Source organism: uncultured Methanobrevibacter sp. (assembly GCF_946184425.1).
Taxonomy (GTDB): domain Archaea; phylum Methanobacteriota; class Methanobacteria; order Methanobacteriales; family Methanobacteriaceae; genus Methanocatella.
The window spans coordinates 38154-52684 of record NZ_CAMHFP010000008.1 but is presented as its reverse complement, the minus strand read 5'-3'; the positions used below and the strand labels follow the sequence as shown (position 1 = coordinate 52684).

12 protein-coding genes are annotated in these 14531 nt (G+C 33.8%); 5 read left to right on the top strand and 7 right to left on the bottom strand.

What is annotated here, in order from left to right; translation table 11 throughout:
* Window positions 1–4 precede the first annotated feature (4 nt).
* From Q0P94_RS02830 to hisS, 3 genes are read right to left on the bottom strand one after another with little or no spacing between them, the layout of a single operon-like run.
* Window positions 5–1846: a PINc/VapC family ATPase gene (locus Q0P94_RS02830; protein ID WP_295113586.1), complete on the bottom strand. Its 1842-nt coding sequence runs from the start codon at window positions 1844–1846 to the stop codon at window positions 5–7.
* Between the two features lies 1 nt (window position 1847).
* Window positions 1848–2252 carry a phosphoribosyl-AMP cyclohydrolase gene (gene hisI, locus Q0P94_RS02825; protein WP_295113584.1) on the bottom strand — a complete coding sequence of 135 codons (405 nt, stop codon included), beginning with the start codon at window positions 2250–2252 and terminating at the stop codon, window positions 1848–1850.
* 1 nt (window position 2253) lies between these two features.
* Window positions 2254–3549 carry a histidine--tRNA ligase gene (gene hisS / locus Q0P94_RS02820; RefSeq protein ID WP_295113583.1) on the bottom strand — a complete coding sequence of 432 codons (1296 nt, stop codon included), beginning with the start codon at window positions 3547–3549 and terminating at the stop codon, window positions 2254–2256.
* Window positions 3550–3634: 85 nt separating this feature from the next.
* Between hisS and aroE the strand changes: the two genes are divergently transcribed.
* Window positions 3635–4486 carry a shikimate dehydrogenase gene (gene aroE / locus Q0P94_RS02815; RefSeq protein WP_295113582.1) on the top strand — a complete coding sequence of 284 codons (852 nt, stop codon included), beginning with the start codon at window positions 3635–3637 and terminating at the stop codon, window positions 4484–4486.
* A 4-nt stretch (window positions 4487–4490) separates the two neighbouring features.
* Window positions 4491–5180: an ATPase gene (locus tag Q0P94_RS02810; protein ID WP_295113581.1), complete on the top strand. Its 690-nt coding sequence runs from the start codon at window positions 4491–4493 to the stop codon at window positions 5178–5180.
* Here Q0P94_RS02810 and Q0P94_RS02805 read toward each other — a convergent pair.
* Both Q0P94_RS02805 and Q0P94_RS02800 read right to left on the bottom strand, forming a co-directional pair.
* Window positions 5163–6692 carry a replication factor C large subunit gene (locus tag Q0P94_RS02805; protein WP_295113580.1) on the bottom strand — a complete coding sequence of 510 codons (1530 nt, stop codon included), beginning with the start codon at window positions 6690–6692 and terminating at the stop codon, window positions 5163–5165. The two genes, Q0P94_RS02810 and Q0P94_RS02805, sit on opposite strands and share 18 nt — an antisense overlap.
* Before the next feature lie 9 nt (window positions 6693–6701).
* The gene (locus Q0P94_RS02800) at window positions 6702–7649 is read right to left on the bottom strand and encodes a replication factor C small subunit (RefSeq protein WP_295113579.1); all 948 of its coding nucleotides are present in this window, start codon (window positions 7647–7649) and stop codon (window positions 6702–6704) included.
* A gap of 146 nt (window positions 7650–7795) precedes the next feature.
* Between Q0P94_RS02800 and Q0P94_RS02795 the strand changes: the two genes are divergently transcribed.
* The 3 genes from Q0P94_RS02795 to Q0P94_RS02785 all read left to right on the top strand — a co-directional run bounded on the left by Q0P94_RS02795 (window position 7796) and on the right by Q0P94_RS02785 (window position 10656).
* Window positions 7796–8755, top strand: a complete 960-nt coding sequence (locus tag Q0P94_RS02795) for a zinc metalloprotease HtpX (protein WP_295113578.1) — start codon at window positions 7796–7798, stop codon at window positions 8753–8755.
* 10 nt (window positions 8756–8765) lie between these two features.
* A complete protein-coding gene (locus Q0P94_RS02790) occupies window positions 8766–9497 on the top strand; it encodes a tRNA (adenine-N1)-methyltransferase (protein WP_295113577.1) in 732 nt (243 codons plus the stop codon).
* A gap of 115 nt (window positions 9498–9612) precedes the next feature.
* Window positions 9613–10656, top strand: coding sequence for an acyltransferase (locus Q0P94_RS02785; protein WP_295113576.1), 1044 nt, complete (start codon window positions 9613–9615; stop codon window positions 10654–10656).
* Between the two features lies 1 nt (window position 10657).
* Here Q0P94_RS02785 and Q0P94_RS02780 read toward each other — a convergent pair whose 3' ends face one another.
* Together Q0P94_RS02780 and leuS are read right to left on the bottom strand one after the other, a co-directional pair.
* Complete coding sequence (locus Q0P94_RS02780) at window positions 10658–11521, bottom strand: alpha/beta hydrolase fold domain-containing protein (protein ID WP_295113575.1); 864 nt, start codon at window positions 11519–11521, stop codon at window positions 10658–10660.
* 151 nt (window positions 11522–11672) lie between these two features.
* Window positions 11673–14528, bottom strand: coding sequence for a leucine--tRNA ligase (gene leuS / locus Q0P94_RS02775; RefSeq protein WP_295113574.1), 2856 nt, complete (start codon window positions 14526–14528; stop codon window positions 11673–11675).
* Between the last annotated feature and the right edge of the window lie 3 nt (window positions 14529–14531).

Genomic DNA, 14531 nt, shown 5'->3' with positions numbered 1-14531 from the left:
CCCCTTATTTTCTAACTGCAGTTATCTCCAATCCCATTTCAATAGCTTCTATGATGAAATCGGATAATTCTATTCCTTTTTTAATTTTAATTTCTCCTTTCTTGGATGTGGTAGCTGTAAGCAAATAATCTCCGTTAATACAGATATCAAAGTTTTGTCTTCCGTTGTCTCTTCCTAAATCGAGGATTAATTGTTTTCTTGTATGGATAATATCAATTTCGAATGGGGATTTATTGACAGGTTTTTCGTCAATCACTTCAACTCCCAAACTTATTCCTATACTTTCTTCTATTTCTGCAATTCTTTTGCCGTTTTTACCAATTATTTTTGGAATAAACTCATCTGGAATGTAAATATTGGCTCGTTCAGGTGAAATTACCTCAACATCCACTTTAGCTTTTTTCGGAAGAATCTTTTTAATTTTCCTTAAAATCTCTTTTTCAGCAATCTTATCAACTGAGGATTTATAACTTTCATCTTGTGATGTTCCGTTAACTAAATCCATATCCATTACAATTGTTTGCTCACCGTAAGTATAAATTTCGTTTTTAAGTTCTCCGGTTTCAAAATCACGAACTTCAATCACTGGTCTTGCAAGGTCCGCTTCCTTCATTCCAGTCGGAACTTTTACGGTCATTTTTGTTTCATAGACGCTTGTGACTTTTCCATCTTCAATATAAATGCTTGTATCGACAATTGACGGTATTACTCCAAGCTCCACTCTTGAAGCTATCCTTTGGATTGCATCTATTGGTCTTGTTGCATGCACGACACCAATCATTCCAACACCTGCCAATCTCATGTCTGCAAATATGTTGAAGTCGGTGTTTTTTCTAAGTTCGTCATAAATTGTATAATCTGGTCTTACCAAAAGCAATACGTCGGCTGTATTTTCCATACTGCCTTCCAGAGGGCTGTATTGTGTAATGTCATCAGGCAATTGCAAGTCTCTTGGAGATTCCATTGTTTTTACAATTTTATTTAATTTTGATGAATAATATTTTGCTATTGCTTGTACAAATGTTGATTTACCTGCTCCCGGTGAACCTGAAATCAGTATTCCTTCAGCATTTGTCCTGATTCTTTCAAGTAATTTATCTGACAATCGATATTCATCTAAATTAATGTTTGCAACAGGTTTTACAACAGTGATTTCCAGACCTTCTGAAAATGGGGGATAAGCAATTGAAATTCTATATTCTCTTGATTGAACAACGAATGAACCTTCTTTTGCAGATTCTAAATATGTTTTTGAATCGCTATTTGCCTTGTCAAGAATTTCATCTACAATTTCGTGAAGTTGTGAGTATGAATAAGGTTTATTTTCAAGTTTTACAAAATCAATATGTCCGGGTGTTCCTTTTTTAGCCATCGGGCAGACATTTTCCTTTAGGTGAATTGACATTGTGGTTTCATCAAAGAATTTTTCAATTGAGAGAGCTTTTTCAACATATTTTTGTTCATAGTAGTAAACTGGAATTCCTTGAGCTTTGGCTGTTTCGGCCTGCACTTTGTCATTTGTAAGCAATGTTCCCATTTCGGACCGGGCAATATCTCGAATAATGCTGTCGATTTCACCGCTTTTTGCGTATTTGATATCATAATTGGTGGGACGTTTGCCTTTAAAATCAATTGCCAATTCTCCTTCATATTGGAGGCGTTGTAATTTTTGAAGTTCTTTTAAACCTTTTCTGCCTTCACTTCTATTTGCATTCGCTTGATGTTCAAGCTCACAAACAACTGCTTCAGGTACAATGATTTCATGATAGTCCAGATTTTCCTTTTCTAAGATATCGCTAATTGCACCTATGATTACAGCGCTTGTGTCGGGTATTATACGTTTCATTTTAATACACATCATCCGGGTTTACAAGTCTTTCCAATATAACTTCCAAATCATCTTCTTTCAGGTCTTCAATATCAACATTTTCTGTATTCAATTTTCTAAAAAAGCATGAAAGATAACCTTCATGGCATGCTGCTCCGATCTGTTTTATTTTTAAAACGATCGCATCCATGTCGCAGTCAACAAGAATTTCCTTAACTTCCTGGAAATGCCCTGAACTTTCTCCCTTTAACCAGATTTTATTTCTTGAGGTACTCCAATAATGAGCTTTTCCTGTTTCAATTGTTTTTTGAAGTGCTTCCTTATTCATATTTGCCAGCATTAATATTTGGTTTGTGTCGGCATCCTGGGCAACAGCGGTGATAACTTTTTGGCCATTGATTTCATGTCTGAAGTTTATTTCCATTTTATTCACCTTTGAGGTATTCTACAATATGGTCTAGGTCAACTAATTCCTGATTTCCACTAATCATGTCTTTAACTGTTATTTTACCTTCTTCCAAATCTTTTGCTCCGACAATCGCTATTTTTTCAACGCCAATTTTATCCGCATAGTTCATTAGTTTTTTGAACTTTTTGCCGTTCAAGTCAACATCTGCCTTTATATTGTTTCTTCTTAAAAGCTGGGTTATTTCATAGGCTTTGTCACGCACATCACCGGAAATTGGAGCTACATAAATGTCTAAATATGGGGGTAGTTCTTTTTTGTCAGTCAATTCTTCAACTGCATTCATTAATCTGTCAAAACCTAATGCGAATCCTGTTGATTCGACTTCTTGACCGCCAAATACTTTTACAAGGCTGTATGATCCTCCGCCACAAATCTGTTTTTGAGCACCAAGTTCGGGAACATAAATTTCAAAAACGATTCCTGTATAATAATCAAGTCCTCTTGCAACACCAAGATTTAATGTATAGTTTTCAACATGGAAGTTTTCAAGAAGTGCAATTAACTCTTTTAGCTCTTCTAATGCTTCTTTTGGTTCATCATATGGTGCAATTAATTCTTCAACATCACTTATGATTGATTTGTCTCCAACAAGATCAATTAGTTTCAGTAAAATTTGATTCAGTTCATCATTGTCAATAACCGGATTCTCACCGCTTAAAGACTCTATTAACAGATCTTTATCACCCTTGTCAATAACAACCATGATTTCCCTTTGTGTTTCAGTTGATATTTCAAAGTGTTTGAATAATCCTCTGATTATTCCGAGGTGGTTAATATTCACATCAGCGGTTGTAATTCCTAAAGCATTGATTGAATCGGTACAAAGTGCAATTACTTCAGCTTCTCCCTGAGGTGTTTTTGCTCCAATCAATTCACATCCGAATTGCCAAAATTGTCGGAATCTTCCTTTTTGAGGTCTTTCATATCTAAAGCAGCTTCCATAATAATAGAGTTTAATAGGTTTTGAAGATATTTTTTCAAGTTCATTTAAGTATAATCTTGCAACAGGTGCTGTAATTTCTGGTCTTAATGTTAGTTCTCTGTCTGATTTGTCTTTAAAGTTGTATAATTGGTCAACAATTTCTTCTCCAGATTTTGTTGTAAACAACTTTAATTCTTCAAATAAAGGTGTTTTGATTTCTTGATAACCATAATTTTCAAAAATATTTCTTAAGGTACTTTCTGCTTGTTTACGTTCTCTCATTTCTTCAAATAAGAAATCTCTTGTACCTCTTGGTCTTGTAAATTCCATTTTAGCTCTCCTATGAATAAATTTATTATAATTAAAATTTGTTAATACAAATTTATATAATGTTTGTTTATTAATAAAATATTATATGAAAATTAAAGGTAGTACGAATATTGTAGGTTTGATAGGGCATCCGGTTGAACATAGTTTCTCACCACCTATGCATAATGCTGCTTTCAAACTTTTGGATATGAATTATGCTTATGTCGCCTTTGATGTAAATCCGAATAACTTGAATGAAGCTATTGCGGGTGCTCAGGCATTAAATGTTAAAGGATTTAATGTAACCATTCCTCACAAGGTTGAAGTTATGCAGTATTTGGATGAGTTGGATGAGGTTGCTGAGTTAATTGGTGCGGTCAATACAATTGATTTTAAAAATTTAAAAGGATATAATACTGATGGAATTGGTGCTGTTAAAGCTATAGAAGAGGTAACTTCCATTAAAAATAAGAATGTTGTAGTTGCAGGTGCAGGAGGAGCTTCAAGAGCAATATCATTTTATATTGCCAAATATGGCGCTGAATCTTTAACTATTTTAAATAGAAATGAGGCCAAAGCTCAAAATTTAGCCGGTGATATTTCAGATTCCGCTTTGATTGATGAAGTTAAATCTGGTTCTATAAGTGCTATTGACGGTTATGTAAGAAATGCTGATATCTTAATCGATACGACTCCTGTGGGAATGCATCCTCATAGTAATGATGATCCGATAGTTGATGCAGGTGTTATGGATGAGGATTTGGTTGTATTTGATGCAGTATACAATCCCAATGAAACAGCACTTCTGAAAGAAGCAATTAAAGCTAATGCAAAACCGGTTTACGGAATTAAAATGCTGTTATATCAGGGTGCGGAAAGCTTTAAAATCTGGACTGGAGTCGACGCTCCGGTAGATGTTATGGAAAATGCATTAAAAGATACACTTAATATAGAATGATAATATGGATTTGATGTTTGATATTTCTAAATTAGCAGAGGATAATGAAGAATTTACCACTTCTAAAAAGGATGTTCTAAAATACTTGAAAATAATTGGTGTCGACAGTCGTTTTATTTCTTATACTCCTCAGAAGATTTATATTAACAATTTAAGGTTTTCAAAATTTTCAAGAAAAAGGCAAGAAACCTTCAACAAGCAGTATCCTGAAATTGAAGTTATAAGAAACAGTTTATTTCAAAAAATATGCTCAAAATCATCAAAAGTTTTATCATTAGAAATAGAGCCAAACTCGGTTATATTAATGCCTCAAGATAATTTCATGGTTAATGTGCTAATGGAGCCATATACACGTAAATATGGGGTAAAATTAGTTTTTGAAGGTGATTATGATTATGTGGTTAATCCCACAATTCTGGATGATGAAGTAAATAATATTTTTTCAACAATCTTCAGTGGTGAAGGTTTAAAATTTAATAAAAAAGAAAATGAAATCTATCCATTAATTAATGTACCTTTAGATTGGATTAACTCATTTTTAGAAATGGATGGTAAATGTACAGTTAAAAATGAAAATAATGATGAGCTAGCAACTGCTTTTATGGAATTTTTGGAAGATGTAGCTCCTCAATATAGGGAAAATGTTTTAAAGGCTTCCGAATACATTGAAAAAAAATTAGAAACTGAAAAGTGAAACTTGTTTATCTGTTTTCTTTTTAGGTTTTTTCTCTTCAGTCTTTTCTTTATTCTCTTTTTTTTCTTCAGTTTTATCAATTTTTACTTCTGAGGTTTCTTCAACTATTTCTTCAGTTTCATCAATTTCAACTTCTGAAGGATTGTCAATAGTCACTTCAAATGGAATCTCTGCTTGTTCTGCTTCAATTTCAATTTCTTCGGGAGCATTCATCATCTGATTTTGAAGTTCTTCAAACCTTCTGTCACGTTCCTCAACTCTCATTTGAGCTTTTTGCTTTTCCATTTTGGTAACGACTTTTTTAGGGATTTTCTTTTTTCTAAACCTTTTTATTTCATTGTCTTCTAATTCTAAAAAGTCAGAAATTTCCCATGCAAGTTCATCATTTTGAAACATGATTTCCAAGTATGGAAACATGGAAATGGCAATAGCATGTGAAATATGCATCTTGTCAGACATTTTTTCAGCAATCCCATCTCTAAGGTTTCTTTTTCCTCTATTTCGTCCCATTAATGTAAATATTGTTGGAGTTTGAATTTTTGAGAATTTTTTATAAGTCTCTTTTTTAGATGAGCTCACACCAATTCCCATAAAGTCGCTGGCATATTTCCAATAACCGTAATTTCTGCTGCTTTGCGCTCTTCCAAAGTATAAATCTGCCTTTGCGATGTTTTCGTAAGCCTTTTTAATTTCGTTTTTATCTGTGTACTCTCTAGGAATATTTTCAGCAATATACTCCATTACGAGTGTAGGATCTTCATCGACTCTTAGGGCTTCCCTTACATGTTGTGGGTTTTTACTTTTCAGGACTCCTGTTATTGCATTGAAAATATCTGATCTGTCATCTTTTGTTCTTAAATTTTCAACATCGCTCGGTTCCAAAATATTGTCTGTATCCGCTAAAGCCTGCAGTGTATTTATAGCCGAACGCATATCCCCATTTGATTTTTTAGCAATCAGTTCCAATGCTTTTGGATTTGCTTTAATTTCTTCTTTTTGAGATATTTCCCTTAAAGCTTTTCTGATACTAGGGCTTCTCACCTTAGCCATTTTTATTACAGTACATTTTGGTTTAATGGATTGCAGGCGTTTTGAATAAAAATCATTGGCTATTAAAATCATAGGATGTTTGGAATTTTTGATGATTTCTCCAATTGCTTTAACTCCTCCACGGTCATTTGTTCCGTGAATACCATCCACTTCATCCATTATGATTAATTTATATTCATCTCCAAATAATGACCTTGATGATGAGGATTCTCCAATTGTAGCTTTAATAACATCTTGCGAACGCTTATCACTTGCGTTAAGTTCAATATGTTCTGAAAATTCTTTTGCTATCACTAGTGCAAGTGTTGTTTTTCCAATTCCTGGAGGTCCAACCAATAGTAGCGGTGTTTGTGGGTTGCCATTTTTCCAATTGCTGACCCAATCGGTAATTATTTTTTTCTCTTTATTGTTTCCAACCACTTCATCCAAGGTTTGTGGTCGGTATTTGTCAGTCCATAACATTTCTATACCTTAGATAAATTTGGTTAATAGTGCTTCAAGCTGTATTCTTGGATTTGCTCCTTCTCTTATTCTAAAGTCACAATCCGCTATTGCTTCAATTAAATCAATGTAAAAGTCGGCTTCCATTTTTCCTTCAGTTACTCTTTTGGAAACGTCGGAATAAATTTGACTGACCATGTCTTCTCCACTGGTTCCTTGTAAAACCATTGTTTCTCTTAAAATGGTTCTTGCACCTAAAAAATCGCCCATTAATGCTTTGTTAATCATATTTCCAATGTCTTGAGGTTTTGCTTTAGAAACTACTTCATAAACGGACTCTTCGCTGACGGTTTCTCCTTCGCTTGTAGCTGCTTGTAGGACATTAACAGCTTTACGCATGTCTCCTTCAGCAAAATAAACTATTGTTTCAAGACCTTTTTCATCATATTCAAAGCCTTCAGTTTCACAGATGAATTTTAATCTTTCAGCTATTTCTTCACCTTTTATTGGTGCGAATCTGAAAATAGCACATCTTGACTGGATTGGATCAATGATTTTTGAGGAATAGTTACATGAAAGAATGAATGATGCAGTTTTTGTATACATTTCCATTTCACGTCTAAGAGCATGTTGTGCATCTTTTGTCATGTTGTCTACTTCATCTAGAAAGATTATTCTAAACGGAGCTCCAACAGGTTTTAATCTACAGAAACTTTTAATGCGGTCTCTTACGGTATCAATTCCTCTTGCATCAGATGCATTTAATTCTAAGAAATTGTTTCTCCAGTATTCTCCTAAAATTGATTTTGCTAATGCAAGTGCAGTAGTTGTTTTTCCGACACCTGCCGGACCTGTAAACATTAGGTTAGGCATGCTTCCTTCGCCTACATATTTTTCAAGTCTTGTAATTATTTGTTTTTGTCCTACAATGTCTTCTAATTTTTGCGGTCTATATTTTTCTACCCATGGTCCAGTCATTAAATCACCATTTTTTTATGAAGAAATTTATGTTTTTTGTTAATAATTAATGTTGTGCTTAATGTTTTTATATATTAAAAATTATATATAATTCAATTGAGAGAGTGTATGAAAAGTATTCTCAAAAAAATTATTATGGTGTTAAAATGAAAGGTACATGGAAACTCAAATTAAGAATGATTTTAACATCAGTATTAATGTTTACAGTTATTTATTTCCTTATCATGGTTGTCGGATGGTATTTGGGAATAAGTAGCTGGAGAATATATGCTGGTGTGAGTTTAGTAATTGTATTTTTACAATATTGGTTTGGACCAAGTCTTGTCAAACGCTCTATGAATGTAAGACCTCTATCTGAACAGGAAGCACCTCATATTCATCAAATGGTTCAGGAATTGGCTGATGCAGCTGGTGTTCCAAAGCCTGAAATTGGTTTGTCTGAAATTAACATACCTAATGCATTTGCTTATGGAAGAACCAGTAGAAGTGGACATATTGCCATTACTCGTCCGATTTTAGGATTACTTGACCGTGATGAGCTAAAAGCAGTATTGGGTCATGAAATGGGTCATATTAAACATAATGACATGGCCGTAACTGCAGCTGTAAGCGTAATTCCTATGATTTGTTATTATATAGCATTATCATTCATGTTTTCCGGTGATGGTGAAAATGGTAGTGGATTCATCATTGGAATTTTAGGTTATCTTTTCTATTTGATTGGACAATTGCTGGTATTGTTCATTTCAAGAACAAGGGAATACTATGCTGATGAGGCAAGTGTTGAATTTGGAAATCGTCCTGCAGCTTTGGTTTCTGCACTCTATAAACTTTCTTATGGTGCTGCAAGATGCAGTAAAGAAACTATTGATGAAGTTAATGCTAACAGAGCTTTCTTTGCTACAGATGTAAATAATGCTAAGCATGATGTAACTGATTTCCAGCAAATAGATTTTGACGGTGATGGAAAAATTTCCGACGAAGAGTTAAGAAGACTTGCTAATTCCGACATTAAAATTTCTAAAACTAGTGGCATAATGGAATTGCTGTCCACTCACCCGGATTCCTTAAAAAGAGTAAAAAGATTGGCGGAACTTGAAAATTAGGTGTATTTATATGAAAATGATTTTAGATGAGCGTGGCAAAAAGTATATTTTAAAACCTGGCGAAGAATTTCAAAGTGATTTAGGAATAATTAAAGCGGATGTTTTAGATAATGCTGAGATAGGGGATGAAGTTAAAAGTCACCTTGACCACACATTTAAAATCGTAAAACCTAACATCAATGATTTCATAGATTTGATGGATAGGCGTTGTTCAATTCTTATACAAAAAGATATTGGGCAAGTTTTAGCGCACACAGGTTTAGGTGCAGGTTCAAGAGTGGTTGATGCGGGAACTGGTGCAGGGGCCATTGCACTTAATTTCGGAAATGTTGTGGGTCCGGATGGGCAGGTATTCACATATGAAATTCGTGAAGACTTTGCTGAAGTTGCAAAAAACAACATTAACAAGTTTGGAATCACAAATATCGAAGTCAAAAACCAGAATATTAAGGAGGGGATTGATGAGGATAACATTGACCTGGTCTTTTTGGACTTGCCGAAACCGTTTGAAATATTTGAAGATGTTATGGAATCTTTAAATGTTGGTGGTTGGCTTACTGTTTATGCTCCTTATATTGACCAGGCTGAAATTTCCTACCGTGTTGCTAAAAAATTAGGATTTTATGATATTGAAATCATTGAAACTTTAGAAAGGGGTCTTGAAGTCAGAACTCAAGGTGTAAGGCCAAAGACACGTATGGTTGGTCATAGTGGATATCTGATTTTTGCAAGGAAATTATAATATTTTCTATTAACTTTTTTTATTTGTTCATAATTTTTCAAACAATCAATCGTAAACTAAACTATTTATTTGAATAAAAACATAATTAGTTATGTCAATTTTTCGGTGAAAAGTTATGACCAAAACTAGAATTCAATGGATTGATCTTGTACGTGCAATAGCAATATTGACAGTATTGTATGTTCATGCTGCCGATGGGATTTTTATAATTTCTTCTGACATGATAATGAACTATACATTGTCTTCAAGAATTTTTAACTTTGTTGCATTGTTTATTGGACGTATTGGTGTTCCATTCTTTTTAATGATTACAGGTTATCTGTTACTGGATAGAACTTATGACGATGACAAAACTCGTAACTTTTGGGCGAATAATGTAAAAAATTTAATTATCGTTACAGTAATTTGGACTGTACTTTATGTGGTCAGTTTACAGTTTGTAACAGTATTTTATGATTCTGTTAACTATTCGGAAGCTGGAACATTGTTTTTCTCCCATATGTGGTATATGCCGATGATTATTGGAATGTATCTTTCAATACCATTTGTTACCGCTGCATTAAAACACTTTGATGTCAAAACAATTAATAATGCAACACTTATTTTTGCTATTTTAGCATTTGTTGTTCCATTTGTTTCACTTTTATTTGATATGTTTGGAGTTAAGGATGTTAATGTCCAATATTCATTAGGTTTCAGTGGTGGCGTTTATGGAATTTATATTATTTTAGGATACTTAGTTAAAAAAGGATACTTTAAAAAGTATTCAAGTTCCAAATTAGGTATTTTAGCTATTATTTCATTTATAATATGTGTAGCATTCCAGTATTACACATTTTTGCGCGGATATGATTTCTTCTTATGGTATGAATTCCCATTCATTTTAATAGGTTCATTCACATTGTTTGAATTATGTTCAAGAGTAAAAACAGTTAAATTTTATAGTAGTGTTCAAGTATTGTCTAAGTATTCATTTGCTGTATTTTTAATACATAACTTGTTCAGATTACCATTATTACCTTTCGTTGTTTTATTGCCCTTCGCAGAACCTGTTAAAGTGATAATCCTTTGGATTTTATTAGTAGTGTGCAGTTATGCTGCAGCAGCTATCATTTATAGAATCCCTTGGTTTGGAAAATTTATATTGTATATGAGATAATCTATTCCATTATCTCTTTTTTAATTTCTTTAAAAGCTTTTTTTGCCTCTGGAATGGGGAATAACGGATAGATGTGAAACATTCCTTTTCCGGTAATTAATCTTGCATCAACACCTTTATTTTTAAGGTCTTCATAGTATTTCTTTATGTCTCTGTAAAAAATTTCACCGTCTCCCGCAAAGATTAATGTTTTAGCAAGTCCTGAATTGTCTCCAAAAAGGGGACTTACTCGGTAATCCTTGGTATCAAATTCTCCTGCCCATGATTTGCCAATTTCTCTTAAACCGATTTCTCCCAAAATAGGATCATTTTCATTGTCATAAGGGGGATTGCTCATTGAAATATCGACCCATGGTGAAAAAGTAATGATGTGGTCTGGTTGAGATAAATTAATTGTTTTTAGATATTGGCAGAATGATAAAACAAATCCTCCTCCTGCTGAGTCTCCCATTAATGTGATGTTGTCATTTTTTGCAAGAACGTTTTTGTATAATTCGGTAATCTGGTCAAATGTTTCTTTTGATTTATGCAAAGGAGCGAGTGAATAAACAGGCGCAATAACATATGCATCTAATTTTCGTGATAGCAAGAAGCAAAATAAATAATGTTGCCAATTGATTTCATTAACATATGCTCCGCCATGTACGTATACGATTGTATTTTTAGAATTTTCATCTCCAAAAGTGAAAACTTCCATTCCACTAAACTCGGTACTTTTGAAAATACTTTTTGCAGGTTTACTTTCTTTTTTAGATTTTTCTGCTAAAAATTCATTAATTTTTTCATGACTGTCCATATAATCTGGTTTAGTTCTTTTTAAAATATTTTCAGCTATTTTTGAGATAAATGATTTATTTTGACTCATGTTATTAATCCTACTAATATTATTTTACTTTAACAATCAGTACTCTGGGTTGCTTTTAAAATCTTGGAGTTTATTAAAAAAAATCATAGTTATTGTTCAAATTTAAAAGTTCACTGTTTCGCCAAAAAAGAAAAAAAGAGGAATAATAGGATTATTCCATAAATATTGCAGGTTTATAAGGCATTGCATTTTTAGCCTTATTTTGTGGGTCATAGGAATCATCAGTGTGGATAATTACATCATTTCCACATTCCTGTTTGATGTAGTCAAGTGCATCGGTTAAAATTTCTTCTTCGTTGATTTTACCAATGTATCTGGTTTTAGTAATTTCTTTACCGATTTTTTTGGCTACCATAGCTATTTCTTTTTTATCATCATAGATGTTGGCTCCAATGGCTCTTCCCATAATTTGGCCAATGTCAGGTTTTCCAACTTCATCAGCTATTTTATATAATTCCCATTTCCAATCAGGAGCAAGATATATGTGGACTTTTTCAATATCGTCTCCAACCATTTGTTTAATATGGTCAATATCTTTAATAATGTTTTCCACCAGTTCTTCTGATTTTTCAATTTCGGAACTTACTTTTGTCTCATCAGCTTCCGGCCAGCTGGCTTCGCTGACAAATCCTTTTCCTCCATAGGTGCTCCATAATTCCTCCGATGTATGCGGTGTAAACGGTGCTAAAAGTCTAATCCAATTTTCCAGCACGGTTGATAAGACATATACAATTGCAGGATCTTGTGAGTCAAGAAGGTGGTTAACTCTGTATAGGTAGTGATCAACATCTTTTTTAAGTAAGAATAATGAATCTTGAAGTGCTTGTCTTGTCTGGAATACTTCCAGTGCTTCAGTTGATTTTTTAATGTGTTGGTTGAGTTGACTTATCATCCACAAATCGATTGTTCTTGTAAGTTCAACCTCTTCAATATTGCTTAAGTCTAAATCAGAACCTTTGATTTCTTCAACTTTGGCTGCGAATTCTCTAAACCATTCAAGTCTTCTTTTGGTTCCAAGTACTTCTTTTTCCCTCCAGTCGAAGTCTTGCCATGGTTCAGCGGAAGCCATCAGGAAAAGCCTTACAACATCTGCTGTGTAATCGCGAATCGCATCTTTTAGGAGAATCACATTACCTTTTGATGAAGACATTTTATTTCCTTCTAAAAGACCCATTCCAAACACTACAGTTCCTTTTGGCCATTTTGCTTCAGGATATATTGCACTGTGGGTAAACATTAAGAAGCTTAAGTGGTTACCTACTAAATCTTTTGCGGATAATCTCCAATCAAGAGGGTACCAATAGTTGAATTCATCCTGAATTTCTTTAACTTTTTCTGCAGGTACAGTGATGTCTCCTGAATCTTTGTTTAAAAGAACTTTATCGAAAAATGCAATATTTAAATCATCCGGATTCATGTCTTTTAAGTATTTTGCTATGGAATAATAGGACATGTAGATGGTTGAGTCGGTTAAAGGTTCAATTAACCATTGATTGTCCCAAGGAAGTCTTGTTCCAAGACCTACTTTTCTTGAGCATGCCCAATCATCCAGCCAATTGATATAATATTCAAAATTGCTTTTGAGTTCTTTTGGAATGATTGTTTCGCCTTCAAGAACTTTCAATGTTTTTTCAGTCCATTCCTCATTTCCATATTTCATGAACCACTGGTCGTCCATGATTTTAACTACACAGTTGTTACCGCATCTGCAGACCACAGGCCTTTCAGCAAAGTCATACATGATTGTAGCCATATTGTCGGAAATTAATTTTTCTTTTAACTCTTCACGAGCAAAACGAACTTTCATTCCTCCGAAACCTGGGATGGAATCTATGATTTTACCCTTACTGTGTTGCTGTTTGTATAACTCGTTAGTGGCTTCATGCAATTTTTCATCATTTTGGTCTGTAATTCCAAGTCTTTCAATAATATCTTTAGCAGGAATTTCTCCATATCCTTTTAGAGTACATACTGGTATCGGTTCTACATTTTCAATAATGCCTTTTAAGTTATATTTGCTTATTAATTCGTCATTATTTTTTAAATCTTGGAGTGCAATATAATCTGCAGGTGCATCGGCAGGTTCTGAAAATACTACACCGCTTCCGTAAGATGCACTTACAAAGCTGGCTGGGAAAATAGGCAATTCATCTCCAGTAAATGGATTTGTAGCCATTTTACCAATTAAATCATTTGGATTAATTTCTTCAATAATGTCTAAATCTTTAATTTGATTGGATAAGTTGTAGTGAGCTTCTTTTGTAATTACCCAGTTTTCTCCGTTTGCATTAACTAAAACATATTCTACATCTGGGTTTAACCAAATGTTGGTAGCTCCAACGATGGTTTCTGGCCTTAAAGTTGCAGTAACTAAAATTTTATTTCCAATTGGGAATTTTAAAAGAGTTAATTCGTTTACTCCAACTCCTTCTCCTTCAAGTAAATCGTGATCTCCGACTGGGTTGTCACAGTTCGGACAGTATTTGACAGGGTGTTCCCCTTTTGCAATTAATCCCTTTTCGTATAGGGTGGTAATCTGCCATTCTATAAATTTTTTATATGTCGGGTCGATTGTTCTGAATTCTCTTCTCCAGTCAATTGAATAACCCATTTCTTCCATCACTTCATGGTATTCTGTAGAGAAGTATTTTACGATGAATTCGGGGTCTTCCAATTGTGGTAAAGTTTCTTTTGGAACTCCGTGAACTCTTTCATATAAATCAAGTGTCCATGGGTCTTTTCTTTTAATCCTGTCTGCAATTCCAATAACTGGTGCACCGGTAACGTGCCAGGCCATTGGGAATAAAACATTGTAACCTTCCATTCTTTTGAATCTTGCATAAACATCAGGCACAGTATATGTACGTCCGTGACCTATGTGCATTGCTCCACTAGGGTATGGAAAAGCTACAGTAAGGAATAATTTTTCTCGCTCGTCTGGGTTGGATTCAAATAGCTTTGCATCTGCCCATTTTTTCTGCCATTTCTTTTCTATATTTTCGCTCACCAA